Annotated in this window: 17 protein-coding genes, 2 pseudogenes and 1 riboswitch; of the genes and pseudogenes, 14 read left to right on the top strand and 5 right to left on the bottom strand. The window is 71.2% G+C overall.

The window, feature by feature from the left end; genetic code table 11:
• Positions 1 to 124: 124 nt before the first annotated feature.
• The 4 genes from IG05_RS0101165 to IG05_RS0101150 all read right to left on the bottom strand — a co-directional run bounded on the left by IG05_RS0101165 (position 125) and on the right by IG05_RS0101150 (position 3,019).
• On the bottom strand, positions 125 to 376 hold the full coding sequence (locus IG05_RS0101165; RefSeq protein ID WP_158838704.1) for a hypothetical protein: 252 nt from the start codon (positions 374 to 376) through the stop codon (positions 125 to 127).
• A 15-nt stretch (positions 377 to 391) separates the two neighbouring features.
• Positions 392 to 562 (bottom strand): hypothetical protein, encoded by a 171-nt coding sequence (locus tag IG05_RS46535; protein ID WP_234335716.1) that lies wholly within the window; start codon positions 560 to 562, stop codon positions 392 to 394.
• Positions 563 to 1,115: 553 nt separating this feature from the next.
• Entirely contained in the window at positions 1,116 to 1,997 is an 882-nt protein-coding gene (locus IG05_RS0101155) for a prohibitin family protein (RefSeq protein ID WP_234335715.1), read from the bottom strand.
• 245 nt (positions 1,998 to 2,242) lie between these two features.
• The gene (locus IG05_RS0101150; RefSeq protein WP_037812572.1) at positions 2,243 to 3,019 is read right to left on the bottom strand and encodes a TetR/AcrR family transcriptional regulator; all 777 of its coding nucleotides are present in this window, start codon (positions 3,017 to 3,019) and stop codon (positions 2,243 to 2,245) included.
• A gap of 102 nt (positions 3,020 to 3,121) precedes the next feature.
• Between IG05_RS0101150 and IG05_RS0101145 the strand changes: the two genes are divergently transcribed.
• The 7 genes and pseudogenes from IG05_RS0101145 (at position 3,122) to IG05_RS46530 (ending at position 9,357) form a co-directional block, all read left to right on the top strand.
• Complete coding sequence (locus tag IG05_RS0101145; RefSeq protein WP_030338410.1) at positions 3,122 to 3,529, top strand: VOC family protein; 408 nt, start codon at positions 3,122 to 3,124, stop codon at positions 3,527 to 3,529.
• Between the two features lie 143 nt (positions 3,530 to 3,672).
• A pseudogene (locus IG05_RS50180) lies at positions 3,673 to 4,806 on the top strand (IS630 family transposase).
• A 69-nt stretch (positions 4,807 to 4,875) separates the two neighbouring features.
• Positions 4,876 to 5,676, top strand: a complete 801-nt coding sequence (locus IG05_RS0101135) for an inositol monophosphatase family protein (protein WP_030338408.1) — start codon at positions 4,876 to 4,878, stop codon at positions 5,674 to 5,676.
• Positions 5,677 to 5,922: 246 nt separating this feature from the next.
• Positions 5,923 to 6,642: a serine hydrolase domain-containing protein gene (locus tag IG05_RS41755; RefSeq protein ID WP_234335713.1), complete on the top strand. Its 720-nt coding sequence runs from the start codon at positions 5,923 to 5,925 to the stop codon at positions 6,640 to 6,642.
• Between the two features lie 364 nt (positions 6,643 to 7,006).
• Positions 7,007 to 8,491: a PP2C family protein-serine/threonine phosphatase gene (locus IG05_RS0101125; RefSeq protein WP_030338407.1), complete on the top strand. Its 1,485-nt coding sequence runs from the start codon at positions 7,007 to 7,009 to the stop codon at positions 8,489 to 8,491.
• Positions 8,491 to 8,883, top strand: a complete 393-nt coding sequence (locus IG05_RS0101120; protein WP_030338405.1) for an STAS domain-containing protein — start codon at positions 8,491 to 8,493, stop codon at positions 8,881 to 8,883. Before IG05_RS0101125 ends, IG05_RS0101120 begins: the two co-directional genes overlap by 1 nt.
• Positions 8,884 to 9,177: 294 nt before the next feature.
• On the top strand, positions 9,178 to 9,357 hold the full coding sequence (locus IG05_RS46530) for a hypothetical protein (RefSeq protein WP_234335712.1): 180 nt from the start codon (positions 9,178 to 9,180) through the stop codon (positions 9,355 to 9,357).
• Between the two features lie 168 nt (positions 9,358 to 9,525).
• Here the strand turns inward: IG05_RS46530 and IG05_RS0101110 are convergent, their stop codons facing one another.
• Positions 9,526 to 10,404, bottom strand: a complete 879-nt coding sequence (locus IG05_RS0101110; protein ID WP_030338403.1) for an MBL fold metallo-hydrolase — start codon at positions 10,402 to 10,404, stop codon at positions 9,526 to 9,528.
• Positions 10,405 to 10,416: 12 nt separating this feature from the next.
• Positions 10,417 to 10,484: riboswitch (guanidine-III (ykkC-III) riboswitch) on the bottom strand.
• A gap of 224 nt (positions 10,485 to 10,708) precedes the next feature.
• Here IG05_RS0101110 and IG05_RS48870 point away from each other — a divergent pair.
• From IG05_RS48870 to IG05_RS0101080, 7 genes and pseudogenes are all read left to right on the top strand, one after another.
• Positions 10,709 to 10,912, top strand: coding sequence for a hypothetical protein (locus tag IG05_RS48870; RefSeq protein ID WP_030338402.1), 204 nt, complete (start codon positions 10,709 to 10,711; stop codon positions 10,910 to 10,912).
• On the top strand, positions 10,912 to 11,217 hold the full coding sequence (locus IG05_RS48865) for a hypothetical protein (protein WP_234335711.1): 306 nt from the start codon (positions 10,912 to 10,914) through the stop codon (positions 11,215 to 11,217). Before IG05_RS48870 ends, IG05_RS48865 begins: the two co-directional genes overlap by 1 nt.
• Before the next feature lie 30 nt (positions 11,218 to 11,247).
• Positions 11,248 to 11,499 (top strand): annotated as a pseudogene (locus IG05_RS0101095) (cupin domain-containing protein); the annotation flags it as partial.
• 323 nt (positions 11,500 to 11,822) lie between these two features.
• Entirely contained in the window at positions 11,823 to 12,221 is a 399-nt protein-coding gene (locus IG05_RS0101090) for a hypothetical protein (protein WP_030338398.1), read from the top strand.
• Between the two features lie 206 nt (positions 12,222 to 12,427).
• On the top strand, positions 12,428 to 12,631 hold the full coding sequence (locus IG05_RS44350) for a hypothetical protein (RefSeq protein ID WP_420707550.1): 204 nt from the start codon (positions 12,428 to 12,430) through the stop codon (positions 12,629 to 12,631).
• 184 nt (positions 12,632 to 12,815) lie between these two features.
• Positions 12,816 to 13,208 (top strand): effector-associated constant component EACC1, encoded by a 393-nt coding sequence (locus IG05_RS41750; protein ID WP_158838700.1) that lies wholly within the window; start codon positions 12,816 to 12,818, stop codon positions 13,206 to 13,208.
• A gap of 3 nt (positions 13,209 to 13,211) precedes the next feature.
• Positions 13,212 to 17,759, top strand: a complete 4,548-nt coding sequence (locus IG05_RS0101080) for a caspase, EACC1-associated type (RefSeq protein ID WP_030338395.1) — start codon at positions 13,212 to 13,214, stop codon at positions 17,757 to 17,759.
• Positions 17,760 to 17,795: the final 36 nt, after the last annotated feature.

Here is a 17,795-nt window from a genome sequence, read left to right as displayed (position 1 = left end):
GCAGTCGCCAGGGCGTAAGGCGGCGAACGCGCCGTCCGTGAGATCGCCGTCGCCGTGCTCGGCTTCATGCACTCCGACGACAGTCGGCAGGAAGGACCCCGACCGTGGCAACATCCGGATTCACCTAGTACAGAACGGCCTCGAGGACGGCGATGGCCGGGGACCACTTCGGGTCGCCCTCCTGCCGGAACGTTGCCCAGTAGCGGGCGAGGTGCCGCAGGGTGGCGTCGGCCCGGTCGATCACGACCATCGACCGCGGCACACCGTCGAGGTCGCCGTCGAGGGCGATGCGGCGCTCCAGCTCGGAGCCGAGGTCGACCAAGGCGTCGTAACGGCAGATGTGCGCCGATCGCGGCGACCGCCTCGTCGCCGCCACGGGCGGCCAGGACGCCTACGGGCGCAGGACGTCGCGGGGCATCGTCCCCTCCTTGGTAGCGTGGCCGGCTGCGTAGTCGAGCAGGCAGGCCAGCGCGCGCAGCGCCGGGTGGGTGTCCAGCAGGCCAGCGGGCAGTTCCTTCTCTTCATTCCCGGCTGTCCCCGGGGCTGCGGACGTGAAGTACACCCGGCCTACGGGGCCATGAGCCACACTGAGGCGGCACGTCGTACAGACGCTGCACCCGGCCCTGTCCTGCGCCTCCGCCCACCGCGGACATTGCAGGACAGGGCCTCCCGTTTACGACCTACCCCCTGGAAGAGGCCCAGGAGTGTGCCACATGTGGCACGTTTTTTAGCGCGCCTGAGCCATGCCCGGAGCTGGGAGACCCAGAACCAGTCAGGGCCCTTCCAGACGGGCGAGGTGACCGGCGACGGCCTGGTGTTTGGCGGGTGTTAGGACGGTATTGCGGCAGGCCGAGGACGGCAAGGAAGGCCCCGGCCCATCCTCGCCCGACCGGGACCCCAGTCGCTTCCAGCCTAGACCAGAGTCGTGCGGACCGGCCGGCGGCAGTCACGGACAACGACGTGGCGCAGGTAGCGGTACATCTACCCGACGGTGATCAGCGCGATATCCATCATGGAAGGAGCGCCACACCGCTCTGGACGTGCGAGAAGAGGTCGAACAGCCGCATGCCCCGCCACGCGGGAGCAGCGGCCGGACTTTCTCTCGACGCCTAGTGTCACCTCTTGCCGCTGTCCACGATCACCGGTGTGCCGTTGGCGTCCGTGCCGCAGGGGACCGCGTAGACCGGGTTGGCCTTGGCGGCCTCCTTGTATGCCTCCAGGCACTGGTTGTACAGCACCTTGTCGCTGAGCGAGCGTTCCATGATCTTGTTGGCGGCGGCGATGCCCTCCGCCTCGATCCGCTTGCGTCCCGCTTCCGCCTTCGCCGTACGAGCCGCCTCCGTGGCCCGCTCGGTGGCCTGCTCCTGCTGGATCTTCTTGTCGATCTGGTCCTGCAGCCTGTCCGACGGCCGCACATTGCGCAGGTTGACGGTGGTGACGTCGATCCCGCGCGGCGCCAGACGCTCCTTGACGAGGCCGGCGATCTCGGAGCCGATCTGCTCGCGCGAGGAGGCGTACCCCTCCTCGCTGGTGTGCTTGGCGAAGACGTTGCGGATGATCTCGCGGGCATCGGGCAGCACCAGTCGCTGCTCGACGGCCTCCTCGCTGCCCGCCAGCCGGTACAGTTCAACCGCCTTCGCCGGCACCACGGCCCACTTGATGGTGACGTCGGCGTACAGCACACCGCCCTGCGAGGAGCGGACCTCGACGACGTCCTTGCCGTTGAGATCGAGATCGACCGGGCGAGTCGAGAAAGACGTGACGTCGGTGAACGGCGACTTGAAGTGCACGCCGGACGTCAGCGGCGTACCGATCTTCCCGAAGGTCACCGGGACGCCGACCTCGTAGGCACTCACGACATGCACACAGGAGAACGTCGCCGCCAGCAGCCCCGCCACGCCGCTGAGCGCCGCCCCGAGCTTCCAGCCCGTCACCTCCCGGTGCCGGCCGACGAGAAAGAGGACAACGGCCGCTATGAGCAGCACGATGGACAGCACGAACACAGGTGATCCCCCTCAGGAAGCGTTCCCGCGCCCCCCTGGGGCGCGACCCCGGCGCGCATCGTAGCGACCGGAGATGACGCCCAAACCTCACCGCGGTTCACCCGTGATACGGGCTAGTGCCGTATCAGGCAACGTTTGCCCTGTTGTGACGCGACGTTCGGATGCTGATCCGGGCGGCGCGTTGCTGCCCGGCGCACACCACCGGGTACCACTGACCCAGCGGCCGCCTTTCCTGCGCCCTAACGCCGTCCCGCCCCACCCGCTTGCCTCTCGGCCCACCGTTCCAGCCCTTCCAGCACGCACTGGAGCCCGAAGGCCCACACCACGTCCGGGTTGTAGGCGCCGGCGGCCTCGCCAACCCGCCCGGCGAGCGGATAGCGGTCGACGTCGATCACCTGGGCGAGTAGCGGCCCGGCCTCGGCCCACCAGTCGTTGTCGCTCTGCCGGCTGTTCAGCTCGGCCGCGTCGGCAGCCGCCCGGGCGGTGGAGTGGACGAAGCCCAGTAGGTGGGTGAGGGCGGCGTCCTGTTCGGCGTCGGGCAGGCCGATGCCCTCGAAGGCCGCCAGCTCGTGCTCGTACTTGCCGATCACGCCGGGGCCCAGGGGCGGGCGGGTGACGGACATCTCGGCGATCCACGGGTGGCGCACCAGGAGATCCCGGTTGTCCTCGGCTACCCGGGTGACCCGGTCCCGCCACGGTTCGTCCGGGCCGAACGGCGTCAGCTCCATCCGCCCGTACACCTCGTCCAGCATGAGGTCGAGCAGCTCGGCCTTGCCCGGGACGTACGTGTACACGGTCATCGGCGTCACCCCGAGCCGCTGGGCCAGGGCGCGCATGGTCAGGGCGTCCAGGCCTTCCGCGTCGGCCAGTTCGACCGCCGCATCGACCACCGCGTCGACGGTCAGCCCTTGGCGGGGGCCGCGCCGCCCGGTCGGCGGCTCCGGCGCGCCGCCCGCGCGCCACAGCAACTCCAGCGTGCGAACGGGGTCCCCACCCCCGCTGCGGTTCTTCGTCACAGCTCCTCCAGCCCTCCGGAAATGTGGTGCGCCACAACTCTGTACGACGTATAGAGTACAATGTATAGAGAAAGCTCGAGAGCCGCCCCAGCGAGGAGTTTCGTGCAGATCACCGACACCGCCATATGCCTGACCGTCGACGATGTTCCCGCCTCCGCTTTGTTCCTGACCAGGCACTTCGGCTACACCGAGGCCATGGCCGCCGACGGCTTCGCCTCCCTCGGCCACCCCGACGCGCCCAACGTGGTCTTCCACCGGCGCGGTCTCGAACTGCTCCCCGAGGGCTTCCGCGACCGGCCCGCGGACGGGGTGATCCTCGCCTTCGTCGTGAGCGACCTGCACAAGGAGTACGAGCGACTGCGCGCCGAAGGGGTCACCATCACCCTGGAGCCGCGCGAGGAGCCGTGGGGCGAGCGACTGTTCATGGTCGCCGACCCCAACGGGGTCCCCATCGAGCTGGTCGAATGGGCCACGGAGAACGGGAACGAGAGCGCGAACGTGGCCCTGTAGGGCCGGAACCTGGCGCAGTGCGCACGGCATACGCATTCATGCGTATGCCGTGCGCTAGTGCCGCGTCAGGCAGCCTTCGCCCCGTTGTGTGTCCCGCCGTTCGGATGCTGGAACGGACGGCGCGGTGTCGTCAAGCTGTCTGGGTGGCAGAACAAGTACGCGTCTGCGAGACCGATGACGGCGAGGGGCAGCGCCTGCTGCGGATCATCCGTAGAGGCACGGGGTCGGTGGTGACCTGGCGGCGAGCCCAGATGGTGCTGCTGTCCGCGCAGGGCATGCCCCTGGCGAAGATCGCCGAGGTGACGTTCACCAGCGCGGACCGGGGCCGGGACGTGATCCACAACTTCAACGCCGACGGCTTCGAGGCGCTCTACCCGAAGTACCGGGGCGGCCGACCCAGGGCCTTCACCCCTGCCCGAGCGGCGCGAGACCAAGAAGATCGCCAAGTCCAGGCCGACCGAGCACGGCCTGCCGTTCTCGACCTGGAGCCTGGCTAAGCTGGCCGACTTCCTGGTCACCGAGGGGGTGGTCGACGACATCAGCCACGAGGGCCTTCGGGTCTTGCTCCGGGAGGAGGGCGTGTCGTTTCAACGCGTGAAGACCTGGAAGACCTCCCGCGACCCCGACTACGCCGCCAAGAAAGCCCGCGTCGAGCACCTCTACGCGATCGTCGACGGCGAGGTCATACCCGAGGACGGTGAGCCCGAAGTCGTTTTTGCCTTGACGAGTTCGGGCCACTCAACCTCCAGCCCCACCCCGGCCGACAGTGGGCCGAGCGCGGCGGTCGCCACAAGGATCCGGACCGGGAGCCCAGGCCCCGCCGGCGGGCCACCTACACCCGCCCGCACGGGGTCAGGCGCCTGTTCGCCGCCTACGACCTGTGCCAGGACAAGCTCTACGGCCACATCAAGCCGACGAAGAACCGCACGAGGTTCCTGGAATTCTGCCGCTACCTGCGCACCCTCTACCCGCCGGAGATCCGCATCGCGATCGTGCTCGACAACTTCTCGCCGCACCTGACCACGAAGAAGGACACCCGAGTCGGCGACTGGGCCGCGGCGAACAACGTCGAGCTCGCCAACACGCCGACGAACAGCTCGTGGTTGAACAGGATCGAGGCCCGGTTCACCGCGCTGCGCTACTTCGCCCTCGACGGTACCGACCACCAGAGTCACAAGGAACAGGGCAGCATGATCCGCCGCTACATCATCTGGCGCAATAAGCACGCCACCGACGAACGGCTGCGCAAGGTGGTCAACAGGGCGGACGTTGCCTGATACGGCACTGGTGCTCTGACCGGGAGGGTTCGCCGAGGACGGTGGCTTCGCCTCGCTAGTCTGCACGGCGTGATCAACTCATACGCGAGTTCCGACGATGCTGCAGTCGCGACAGCCGGGGCGCAGGCTGGCGCGGACATGGTACGCAACATGTACGGCCAGCGCCTCAACCGCATCGACAAGGGTGCCGGGGACTTTGCTACCGCTGCCGATGTGGAGGCGGAGAAAACGATCATCGGGGTCATCCGTGCCGCACGGCCCGATGACGCGGTGCTCGGCGAGGAAGGCGGGCAGCACGGCGACGCCGACGCTGTGCGCCAGTGGCTGGTGGATCCCTTGTGCGGCACGCTGAACTACGCCGTCGGCAACATGCTGGTGGCCGTCAACGTGGCGCTGCGCGGCGGAGCGGCGGCGGTGGCCGACCCGTTCGGCGGCGAGGTCTTCTTCACCGACGGGGAGACGGCCTGGGAGCGGCATGACGGGGCCGACGACGCACCGCTGACGCCCACGCCCGCCTCCCGGCTGGTGGACGTGAACCTGGATCCGCCGTTCCCCAGTGCGCCGGGATTCCGGGCCGTGGATCTGCTGGCCCACCCTGCATTCGTCGAGCGGTTCCGGCCGCGCGTCGTGTCCACGACGCTGGCGCTTGCGTGGGTCGCTGCCGGCAGGCGCGCTGCGTATGTCACCGATGGCGGCGACCTCTCCAGGAGCGTGCACTTCGCGGCCGGCATCGCTTTGTGCCGGGCTGCCGGCTGTACTGTCACCGGGATCGACGGTGCCCCGATCGGCGAGGCAGGCCGCGGGCTTGTGGTCGCCGCCGATGACGAGACCCACGGGTTGCTGATGGCGATGATCCGCAGCCGAAGCTAGTGCTGTGACCGCATGGGTTTCGCCGGGCTGGGTCAGGCTGCGACTGGGGGCGGCCTGCCTCCCCAGCGGGCGCCCCCTCGCAACCGCAGCCTGTCCAACCCGGCGAACGGATGGGGCGACGGCGACTGCACGCAGCAGAGTTGGCGTTGTCAAGAAGTCCCATCATCGCCGTGGAGAAGAAGCTTCGATGCGCATCCGTCTTGCCGTCACCGCCCTCGCCCTGGCCACCGCTCTCACCGCCGCGGCGTGACCCTGCCCACCGCCGCCGCCACGCCGGCTTCCAGCGCCCCGGCGTCCGCGAACCTCACGGTTCAGGACATCCTCGACCACCTGCCCGACGACGTCGTTGCGGGCGCGCTGATCAGACGGGACGGCGTGCGCGCCACCGCCGGCCCGGTCACCGCTGAAGCCTATGCCCGGATCGGCAGTGTCACCAAAGCGTTCACCAACACGGTGGTTCTCCAACTCGTCGCCGAGCACCGGATCGGCCTGGACACACCGGCGCGAAGGTACGTCCCCCAAGTGCTGCCCGAGGCGTACAACCGCGTCACCGTGCGCCAGCTCCTCGACCACACGAGCGGCCTGCAGAGCCCGTACCCGTGGGCCGAGGGAGGCATATCTCCACCGCCGCCGACCTGGACAGCTTCATCACCGCACTGTTCCAGCAGCCTGCTCCCACCCGCCCAGCAGGGGCTGGTATTCGAGGTACCGAACCTGAAGAGCGCAGCCGACAACACCAACTGCGTCGGTCAGGCGGCCTGCTACAGCATCGGCGGACTCCTGCGCTACCAGCTCCCAAGCGGCGAGTACACGTGGGGCAAGACCGGTTCCCGCCCCGGCTGGGACAACGGGTTCTTCGCTACCCGCGACCTCCGACACCGCGTGGTGTACTCCCCGAACCCGAGGGGGACCGGCAATGACCTCCCGTACATCAAGGCGATCGTCAACGCCGGGCTTGCCGGCTGACAGCCGGACCTCATCAAGTATCGTCGTTTGAGGTCGCCGACGATGTCGGCCACGGCGCGGACGGTATCGCTGTCGATCAGCTCATGGATGCCCTCGCGGCTGCGCGCGGCATACCCCTCGGACAGCAGCGCGGTGCGCAGGTGTCCGTACTGGATGGCCAAGGCGACGAGCCCGCCCGGACGGCGGGCGATGTGCCAGGCCAGGGTGCGGCGGAAGCGCCTCGTGCCGACCGCTCCGTGGGGGTCGGGCGGATCACCTCGCCAGGCAGGCCGTGGCTGGCATTGGTGTTCGGGTGTGTGGTCGATTTAGGCTGCGCGGGTTCATGCCGTTCACGGCGGCAGCCCATCGACGGAGAGGAAAGCCGATGATGCAGCAGGCGTCGGCCACCGACCCGGCTCCCGGGCGCCGCCCCGAGCTGGTCCCTGACCCGGATGTGGAGGCGGCCCGTATCGCGGCGGTGCGCCGCTACGACATCCTCGACACTCCGCCCGACGGGGCGTTCGACCGGGTGGCGGCGATGGCCGCCCGGCTTTTCGACGTACCGGTGGCGACCGTCACCATCGTCGACACCGACCGCATCTGGTTCAAGGCCGCCCACGGCCTGGAGGGTGTCGCGGAGATCGGCCGTGATCCGGGCCTGTGCGGCTCGGCGATCCTGCGCGATGACACGATGGTCATCCCCGACACTCTCCAGGACCCCGTCGCGGTGGACAATCCGCTGGTCGCCGGAGAGATGGGAGTGCGCTTCTACGCTGCCGCACCGATCATCACCCCGGAGGGGCACCGGCTGGGCACGGTCAACGTCCTCGACACCCGGCCGCGCTCGATCACCGAGGAGGACACCGCCACCCTGGCCGATCTCGCCGCGATCGTACTGGACGAGATGGAGTTGCGGCTGTCTGCGCTGCGGGCCCTGCGCGACGAGCAGGCCCGCCGGGAGGCGGAACGGCGGCACGCCGAGGCGGAACGGGCGCGGGCCGAGGCGGAACGGGCGGCGCGGGAGAAGGCTGAGCGGGACAAGGCTGCCATCGCCGCGTTCGCCTCCACCCTTCAGCGCACCCTGCTGCCCCCGGCCCTTCCCGTGGTGCCGGGCCTGGAACTGGCCTGCCACTATCGCACCGCCTCCGCCCACGACGTGGGCGGCGACTTCTACGACGTCTTCCCCCTCGACGGCGGCCGGTGGGCGTTCTTCCTCGGTGACGTGTGTGGCAAAGGGCCCGAGGCGGCGACCGTCACCGCCCTGGCCCGCCACACCCTGCGCGCCGCGGCCCAGGTCAACGCCGACCCCGTCACCGTGCTGAGCGCGCTCAACACCATGCTGCTCGCCGACGTCACCGCCGGCCGCCGCTTTTGCACCGTCCTCTTCGGTCTCCTGGCGTCCCGGGAGGACGGCGGCTTCACCGTCACCGTCGCTACCGGCGGTCACCCGCCGGCCTACCACGTCCGCCCCGACGACAGCGACGCCGTCTGGGTGCGGGCCGTACGCCCCAAGGGCGGCATGCTCGTCGGCGCCTTTCCTCAGGCGCCCTTCGCCCAGACCACCTTCTCCCTAACGGCCGGGGAGAGCCTGTTCCTCTACACCGACGGGCTGATCGAAGCCCGCACCACCGAAGGCGCCATCCTCGGTGAGGACGGCCTGACCGGCTTCCTCCACCAGCGCACCGGGCCCGTCACCGCCACCTCCCTGGTCGACGACAGCATCACCCTGCTGGCCTCGCTGCCCGACGGAGCCGGCGACGACGTGGCCCTGCTGGCCCTGTCCGTCCCTCACCCTCACACCACACCCGACGGCAGTATCGCCGCCACCGCCCACACCGCCGCCACGCCCGAACACTTCGGCCAGGAGTGATGACCGACGTGCCCGACACGCTGCAGCTGACCGTCCAGCACCCCCGTCCCGACCTCGCGATCGCCACGGTCCTCGGCGACGTGGACACGCGCACCGCGGACACCCTGCGCCACGAAGCCTCGGAAATCCTCGAGCAAGGATGTCCGCACCTGGTTCTGGACCTGTCACAGGTCGGCTTTTGCGATTCCGCCGGTCTGAGCGCGCTCATCGGCCTCTGGCACGCCGCCCAGGCGGTGGGCGGTGCACTCAGACTCGTCAACGTCCCCGACCGCCTGATGCGAATGCTCGTCCTCACCGGTGTCGACGCAGTCCTGCCGGTCCATGCCACCGCCGCCGAAGCAGTCACCACCATGACCGCCAGCCCATCCATCAGCACAGGCGAGCCCGGCTGAGTCACCCGCGCCTCCGTCGGTGGCGGGACCGGTGAGTCGACCGGGATGAAGCGCACGGCCTGCGACAGGGCTCACACCCCCTGCCAACCGGGGCTGATTGCGTCCACCCGGCGCAGCGGCGGTGGGCCGGTGGCGCGGCGCGCGGTGCGGGCCGGTGCGGAGCCGGAGCGGGTGTTCGCGCTGGCGCGGGCGGTGGGGCCCGGCGGTGGGAGCAGGCTTACGGCTGGAAGCGAGAGACGGTGTGGCCGCGGCGCCTTCCTGGTTGCGGGTGGTGATCTGGACCGGTGGCGGGTCGTGGGGCGGGACGCGGTCGTCTTCCCGGAGGTGGTGGCGGTGGCAGAGGCGCTGCTGGGCCCGGCGATGGCGGAGCTGGTGTGGGTGGACAGTGGTGCCGGGCGGCTGCGGGCTCCGCCCGTGGACGGGATGTTCTGCCGCTGGCGGGCAGGAACTGGGGGCCGGTTGTGGATCAAATAGCCGTCCACCAACAGGGACAACCGCAGTGACCGATCCCATCACCACCGGGCACGGCCCGGGCGGCGTCCACTACCACCAATTCCTCATCACCGACCCCGGCGGACCCGTCACCGACGAGGAGACGGACAGCCGGGGAACCGGGACGGGTCCCGGTCTTGTCGGTACCGCTCAAGCGTCAGGGCAGAGGATGAACAGCGGAAAGGCGCGCCGACTGGGTTGGTCACCGATCTCCTTCAGCGCTGCGCGGATCTCGCGCAGGTGGCCGGTGGTCAGCTGCAGTGGGGGCTCGTCGGGCTGGTAGACGGTGCGGATCGGATAGTCCACGCCCGGTTGCCGGGTCATCTCGATATGGCAGCCGAGTACGTGGGTGACCTTCCGTTGGTCACAGAAGTCGATCAAGCGATCGATCGTCCGACTGAATGCCTGCCAATCCTTGATGTACAAGCGGCCGGGGTAGACCGTGTCACCGGTGAGGAGGAACCCAGTCCACGCGTCGTAGAACGTGACGGCCGCATCATGGTGGCCCGGGGTGGCCAGGCACTCCAACACCCGGCCCCCGAGGTCGACCTGCGCCACGGCATCGGGATGGTCCGCGAATCCGAAGTACGGCCAGGCGGTGGCCAGCTTCGCGTCGATCACCGTGGTGTCGGGACGATCAGTGAACTGGCCATCGCCGGCGATGTGGTCGCCATGCGGATGGGTGTGCAGCACCAGCAACTGGTACCCGTGTCGGGGGTAACGGACGAGCCAGGACTCCATGAGCTCATCGACCACCTGGCGAAGAGGGAAGAACTCGGCGGATGCGGTCGCTCCTGTGTCGATCAGCACCGCCCGCTCATTGCCGAAGAGCAAAAACAGGAACGGCGCCTCGTAGTCAATCGCCATGTTCTGCCGCAGGATGAACGTGTGCTCGTCGTAGGCGTGGACCTGGATGTCCGGGTCAGTGTTGTGCTTGGCCGAGGGCGAGCCGTGGATCCATCGGACATCGAGTCCACGAGGGCTGGGCGTCGCTCCGGTGAAGTCGATCAGAGAAGCGCGGGCACCCATGACGTCTCCTTGTATGCGTCGTCTTTGCAGACCGGGTACGGCGCACGTCTCGTCCGGGGCAGGCACGTACGAGCCTCCACGGCGACGCTAACAGGCGGAGCCGTGGTCGTGAAGGCGGGCGTGTGGGACTCGAACACCATGGTTCTAGAGCCCCCGTCACTCTGCACCCCCGGCCCTATGCCCGCCGCGAGCGGATGCGTACCAGTCTGCAGACGGTAGCCGACACATCGGGCGGCGCACTCACTGGACCGCCGAGGGCGGCCTGCTCACCCGCGGCTTCCCCCGCTGGGTGCGGATGCTGGCGATGGCCTCGGTCACCCTGGACACCGGCTCCCGCGTCGGCGAGTTGTGCGCGAGGGAAGACCTCTCCCCCGCCCTGGAGGAGGTCCGCATCGTGCGTCGGCCGCAGAACGCCCGCCCGGACGATCCGGTCTCCGTCGGGGTCTACCCGCTGCGCCGCGCGACCCGGGCCGCCCTGCAGCCTGGTTCCTGGTGCACCGCCTGCTGATGAGCGAGGTCACCGGCAGCGCGGACGCGCTCTGGGTCTCGGTGCGTGGCAACCACTCCGGCACCGTCGACGAGGAGACCGGACCGCAGCACCGGCCCACCGCCACCACCCTGCAACCGCGCGGCGCCGGACGGGCGTACACCGCGGCGGTCGCCAAGGTGAACGCCGAACTCGCCGGCACCGAGGGCTGGAGTCCGCTCCCGGAGCGGATGGCGCAGCTGCGCCGCGGTGCCGCCCCCGAGCTTCACCTCGTGCCGCCGCGTCCCGATGCACGGTGCGCGACCCCGTACATCGCTCCGCGGTGAGAGGGAGCATGACCTGCGAAGGTAATGACGCTGAACGAGGGCGACTTCCTGCTTGTCCCGCCGCACACTCCGCACGCCTTCGCCGCGGCCCCCGGCTCCACGGCCGACGTGCTGTTCACCTTCACGCCCGGCATGCCGCGCTTCGACTACCTGCGCCTGCTCGGCCGCGTCATGCGCGGCGAGGCGAGCCCCCAGGAGATCAAGGACTCCTCCGAGCTGTACGACAACCACTACGTCGACAGCCCGCTCTGGCACGCCACCCTGGAGACGGCGGCCGACTAGGCCCGGGAGGCGCCGCGAGGAAGACCCGGACGCCACCGACCGTCCGCTCACCTCCTGCTTGCTCCGTCGAAAGCAGCCGCGCACGAACTGTCCCCTCACCGCTGCAGCGGCATCCCCCGAAGCAAACCTCTTGATCGCAGCGCTCCCAGCACGGCGCCGGAGACGAGCCCGACTACGCCGACGCAGGCCGAGTACGCCGAGCTGGCCCGCGCCGAGCTCGCGTCCGCTCTCGGCAGCGCGCCGAGTCCGGAGGCGGAGGCGAAGGCGCGGGCGCTGCTGGAGCGCCTGGGCGCCACCGCTCACGGTCCGCGGACGGCCGCGTAGTGGCGGCGATCGCGGTCGTCCCGGACCACACGACCGCGGGGGCGCTGTTCGACCCGAAGGATCCGTTCAACGAGGCGGTTGCGGCGTTCTACGTTCAGGCCTCCGGCGGACTCGGGGACCTGTATGCGCCGGTGCTCTCCCTGAGGGCCGGGGACGCCGAGCGGCCCGGGCTGCTCGGCTGCATCAAGGGGCTGCGGTTCATCCGGATCGAGGCGTTCGACACCGACGCCGCGGTCACCACCACCGAACTGCTGCGCTTCGGGCACTCCTGGGCCGCCGTCCACGCCATCCACGCCACCCGCCCCTCCCCCGCCCACCCCACCGGCCGGTACCTGCTCGCCCTCACACCCAGGGCCTACGCCGGTACCGGTGTCCAAGCCGTCCACCCCGACCAGTAGCCGCCAACCGCCCGGCGGCAGAAGACGGCGGGCGGAAGTCCGTGTTCGGGATGACTGCTTGTCGCGGGCGGAGGACGGATGCTTCAGCTGCACCAGGCGCGGCTGATCGATCTTCGCGGGCAGTTCGGGGGACGATGCCGGGGTCGCTCTTGCGGCGCCGGCGCAAACGAGGCATCCAGCACGTCATTCCGCCGAAGGCCGAACAAGTGGCCAACCGCGTCAGGCGCGGCTTGCATGGCGGCCGGCCTCCCGGCTTTGACAAGGAGCGGCACAAGAAACGCAACGTTGTCGAGCGGGCAATCAACAAGCTCAAGGGCTTCCGAGCTGTGGCGACCCCCTATGGCAAGCGAGCGCATGTGCTCCTGGGCACCGTAACCTTCGCGACCATCGTCATCTGGCTCCGCTCGTGATCGGAGAGACAGACCCTAGCTGGGCCACACGTTCATGCGGTGAGGGCCGGATCCCTTATGCGTGGGTCCGGCCTTCGGCGCGCCCGGAACCATGTGGCGACCGAAACGGACCTGGAGGTAAGGGAGTTACGGGCGTAGCCTCGTACGGCTCCGCCGCGACGGAGCGCTACGGAGGTCAGTGCACGTGGAAATCGCCCTGGAGGTCAGCGGTACCGCCGAAGACTCCTACGAGCTGCGGCAGTGGCTGCGCGGCGACCCCGAGCTGCGGCCGGCCGTCGTCCCGCTCGTCCCCGCGTCGCCGGCGCCCGGATCGATGGGCGGGTTCGGCGCGGTCATCGAGCTGCTGTTCCAGCCCGGCGGCCTGACCGTGACGCTGGCGGCCGGCGTGGTGGCCTGGCTGCAGACCCGGCGCGGCAGCCAGACCGTGACGATCACCAAGCCTGACGGCACTCAGGTCGTCGTCACCTCCCAGGGCGTGCGCGGCCTCGCGCCGGAGAGCAGCGGAGAGCTGGCGCTGGAGGTGGCGCGGGCCTTGGAGGAGCCGGCGCGGCAGACCTCGGATCCCGAGAACCCCTGAACCGTGACGGAGAGATGGGGGGATCTCGCCGGACCTGCCTGCCGCGCCGTCGTCGTCGGCACCGGACGGCAGGGCGCGGGCGAGCGCGGCGGCCCGGCCGGCGGCGTGCGGCTCGCCGACCTGCCGAGCGCCGCGCACACCGCGCGGGAGCTGGCCCGGGTGCTGCGCGAGCGGTGCGGGATGGCGGCGGACCGGGTCACCGAGCTCATCGACCCGGCCGGCCCGACGGAGGTGCTCGCCGCGCTCCGTGACGCCATCGAGGCGGCGGCGGGCGGCGTAGTGCTGTTCTGCTTCACCGGGCACGGCCTGCTCGGCCCGGGCGGGCAGCTCTATCTGGCCACCGCGGCCACGGTGCGGCCCGACGACACGGTCACCGCCGTGCCGTACGCCGAGGTGCGCAATCTGCTCGGCGACGCGCCCGCCCGCGCGGTCGTCGTCCTCGACTGCTGCTTCTCCGGGCGGGCCGCGGCCGCCCCGAGCGACGCCCACCGCGACCCGTACGCGACCGCCCGCCCGCCCGGCAGCTTCCTGCTCGCCTCGGCGACCGGCTACGCCGCCTCCTTCGCGCCCGTGGACCAGCCGTACACCCTCTTCGGCGGCGAGCTGGTGCGGCTCCTGGCGGACGGCGATCCGAGCGGGCCGCGCTGGCTCACCCTGCTCGACGTCTACCGGATCCTCGACCGGCGCTTCCAGGGCGGCCCCGCCCGCCCGTACGCGGACGGCGTGGGCCGGGCCGCGGATCTCGTCGTGACGCGGAACGCGGGCTCTCCGGCACCCCCGGAGGAAGCCGACGTGCCCGCGGGCGGCGGCCCATGCCCGTACCCCGGCATGCGCCCGTTCCTGCCCGAGCAGCGCCATCTCTTCTTCGGGCGCGAAAAGCTGGCCCACGAGCTGCTCGACCGGGTGACGCACGGCGACGGGCCGGTGGTGCTCGTCGGTGCCTCCGGGGCCGGGAAGTCCTCGCTGCTGCGGGCCGGGCTCGTCGCCGGACTCGAGGAGCGGGGCACGGGACGGGTGGTGCTGGTCGACGGGCCGGGCGCGCGACCCTTCCGTACCCTGGTCGAGCGCTGGGCGCGGGCGGTGGACCGACCCTTCGAAGAGGTCGAACGGGAGCTGGGCGCCGGGCGGTTCGGGACCGGCGGGCCCGAGGTCCTGGTGATCGACCAGCTGGAGGAGCTCTTCACCGACTGCGCGGACCCGGAGGAGCGGGAGCTGTTCGTCCGGGCCGTCTCCGGCGCCGGAGCGGCGACCGGTCCGCGGATCGTCCTCGGTCTGCGTGCCGACTTCTACGGGCCTTGCATGCGCGACGCGCGGCTCGCCCGCATGCTGCGGGCCGGACAGTTCACCGTCCCCGCCATGTCCGACGAGGAGCTGCTCGCCGCGATCGAACGGCCCGCCGCGCACGCCGGCCTGCGCTTGGAGGACGGACTCGCCGGCCGTCTGCTGCACGAGCTGCGCCGGGAGGCGCCCGGCGGCGAAGCCGACTCCGTCGCGCTGCCGTTCCTCGCCCACGCCCTCCAGCAGACCTGGGCCCGGCGCCGCGGCACCCAGCTCACCTTCGCCGGGTACGAGGCGGCCGGCGGGATCCGCGGCTCGGTCGCCCGGGTCGCCGACGAGCTGCACGACGCGCTGGACCCGGCGGCCCGCGAGCGGCTGCGCGACCTCCTCCTGCGCATGGTGACGCTGGTCGACTCCGAGGGCCGGGTCGCCCGTCGCCGCCTTTCGGTCCCGGAGGCGGAGGGCGAGGCCGAGCGGGAGGACCGCGAGCTGCTCGACCGGCTCGCCGACACCCGCCTGGTCGTCCTCGACCGGGGCGAGGCCCAGCTGTGCCACGACTCGCTGCTCTACGGTTGGCCCCGGCTGCGCGACTGGATCCGCGACGACCGGGTGCGGCTGCTCGTCCTGCGCCGGGTGGGCGACGCGGCCGACAGCTGGGCGGAGGCGGACCGCGAGAAGAGCGCCCTGTACCGCGGCGACCAGCTGGCGGCGGCGCGGCAGGAACTCAGGGGCGAGGGCCCCCGACTCCGGCCCGTGGAGCGGGACTTCCTCGCCGCCAGCGACCGGGCCGAGCGCCGCACCCGTCGGATCCGCACCGGCGTCGGGGCGGTCGTGGCCGCGCTCGCCGTCCTCGCCTCCTTCCTCGCGGTGCGGGCCGACCGCGCCCAGCGCGACGCCGAGGCCCGCGAGAGCGTCGCCGTCGCCGAGCAGCTGGCCGCGCAGGCCGACACCATGCGCGATCGTGACCCGCAGACCGCGCTGCGGCTGAGCCTCGCCGCGTACAGGACCGCCGACACCAGCGCCACCCGCTCCAGCCTCTACGCCGCCTACCTCTCCCGGCCACAGGTCGACCTGCGCGGTGACGTCCGGCAGCCGGTGGTCGCTCTGACGTACGGGCCCGGCGGCCACGTCCTCGCCACCAGCCAGCGCACCGGCGTCGTCCGCCTCTGGGACCTGAGCCGGCCGAACGCGCCGGTGCGCGGCGCCGCCCTGGAGCAACTGCACGGCACCGCGCCCCTCGCCTTCTCCCCGCGCTCCCCGCTGCTCGCCGCGCTGAGCACGAACGCGCTGACGCTGTGGGACGCGGCTGAGCCCGCACACCCGAAGCGGCTCGGGGGCCTGCAGCTCGCCAAGGACCAGTCGTACAGCCTCGCCTTCAGCCCGGACGGGCGGACGCTGGCGGCGGGCGGGGAGAACGGGCGGCTGCGGCTGTGGGACGTCTCCGTGCCGTCCGCTCCGCGCCCGCTGTACGACAGGAAAGTCGCCCGGGCCCCCCTGATGGCCGTGACATTCAACCGTGACGGGCGTTTCCTCGCCACCGGCAACGGCGTGAGCGAGGACGCCTCCGGCAAGGAGCGCGCGGCCGAGGTGCGGCTGTGGGACGTCCGCGATCCGGCCCGCCCCGCTCTCCTCACCACCGCCACGGCCGACTCGGTGATGGCGGTGGCCTTCCACCCGAGGCGGGACACGCTCGTGGCGACCGGAGGCGAGAGCGCGATGGCCTGGTGGACGGTCCGGGACGGCGGACGGCGGCTCGCCCGGATCAGACCGACGGACTCGTCCGAGAACGAATGGGGTTACGGCAGCAACCTGCCCTCGCTCGGCTTCAGCCCCGACGGCTCCGCCCTCGCCGCCGCGTATGGCGCCCGGCCGGGCAAGGCCGCCATCCGGAAGATCCCCGAACACGACGGACCGGAGCTGCTGTCCTCGGTGAACGAGCGCGGCTCGGTGCCGAGCGGCGAGCCCGCGCAGGCGGTGGCCTGGAGTCCCGACGGGGCCTACCTCGCGGTGGGCGACGTCGGCGGCAACGTACGCCTTTGGCCCGAGCAAACGCCCGGACTCGCCCTCCGGGGGACCCTCGCCGACGGTGACCCGGGGGCCTATCCGTACACGCGGGACGGCCGGTTCGTCCTCACCGACGAGGCGGTCGTCGGCTCCATGCACAGCGTGCCGCACGTCTGGGACATGAGCGGGGCGGACACCGTGCGCGGGCGGTCGCCGAAACTGCGGTTCACCGTCCCCAGGCCGTGGGAGGCGCAGTACTTCCTGCCCGGCCGCGACCGGCCGGTGCTGCTCGCGCACCGATGGACCGAGGACACCGACGAGCACGCCTTCCGGATCTGGGACCTCGGCGGCAACGGGCCGCCGGTGGCGGGCGCCGAGATCCCGGTGCGCTCACCGAACGTGCGCACCGCCATCTCCGAGGACGGCCGGCTGCTGGTCGTCGGGAGCTCGTCGGATCCCACGGCCGCGATCTGGGACCTGAGCGACCCGCTCCGGCCGGTGCGGCGCGCGGTGATCGCGGTGACGTCCTCGGCCGAGCCCGAGAGCATGGTCTTCATGGGCCCGAGAGCGCTTGCGACCGTGGAGGGCGAAGGCCGCGGCCGGGGCCTCGACCTGCGCCTGTGGGACCTGAGCGACCCCGCGCACCCGTTCCGCGTGCCCGAGCCGCTGAAGGGCGCGGCGACCGCCCGGGCGGTCTACGTCCACTCCCTACGGCTGCTGCTCACCGACGGCGACGCCCAGACCGCCAGGCTGTACGACCTACGGCACATTCGGCACCCCAAGTCCGTGGGGACGCTCCCGGCCGCCTCGGGCGGCTACACCCCGGTCGGCGGCGGTCTGCTCGCGACGACCCTCCAGGACGGCACCGTACGGTTCTACGACATCCGCGACCCGCGCCACCCGGTGCTCCGGCACGCCCAGCACCTCGACCGGGAGGTCACCGCCATCACGCCCGACCTCGACGGCAGCCGCGTGCTCACCGCCGAGCCGTACCGCGTCTGGGACGTCGCCGCGGACGGCAGCTGGCGCATGCCGGCCTTCGCCACCCTTCAGGGCGTGCGGAGCGTGGACCTGTTGCCGGGGCGGACGCCGTTCATGACGGTGGTGGCGGACGCCCTGTCGAGCGACCGCGGCCCGGAATACACCTACCTCCTCGACCGCGATCCGCAGAAGGTCTACGACCGCCTCTGCGCGACCCACCCGCTGGGCGTCGAGCCGGACCAGTGGAAGGCCCTCTTCCCACAGTTCGACTACCGCCCCTCCTGCTGACAGAACTCGCCCGAACCCGAGGAAGCGGCGGTGGAA

Source organism: Streptomyces sp. NRRL S-1022 (genome assembly GCF_000720135.1).
Classification (GTDB): Bacteria; Actinomycetota; Actinomycetes; order Streptomycetales; family Streptomycetaceae; genus Streptomyces.
This window is presented reverse-complemented; position numbering and strand designations above follow the sequence as displayed.

Excerpts from the sequence above, each read along its gene's own strand:
- IG05_RS0101125 (WP_030338407.1), top strand. The coding sequence starts at position 7,007 with ATGATGCAGCAGGCGTCGGCCACCGACCCGGCTCCCGGGCGCCGCCCC.
- IG05_RS0101120 (WP_030338405.1), top strand. The coding sequence starts at position 8,491 with ATGACCGACGTGCCCGACACGCTGCAGCTGACCGTCCAGCACCCCCGT.
- IG05_RS0101110 (WP_030338403.1), bottom strand. The coding sequence starts at position 10,404 with ATGGGTGCCCGCGCTTCTCTGATCGACTTCACCGGAGCGACGCCCAGC.
- IG05_RS48870 (WP_030338402.1), top strand. The coding sequence starts at position 10,709 with ATGGCCTCGGTCACCCTGGACACCGGCTCCCGCGTCGGCGAGTTGTGC.
- IG05_RS48865 (WP_234335711.1), top strand. The coding sequence starts at position 10,912 with ATGAGCGAGGTCACCGGCAGCGCGGACGCGCTCTGGGTCTCGGTGCGT.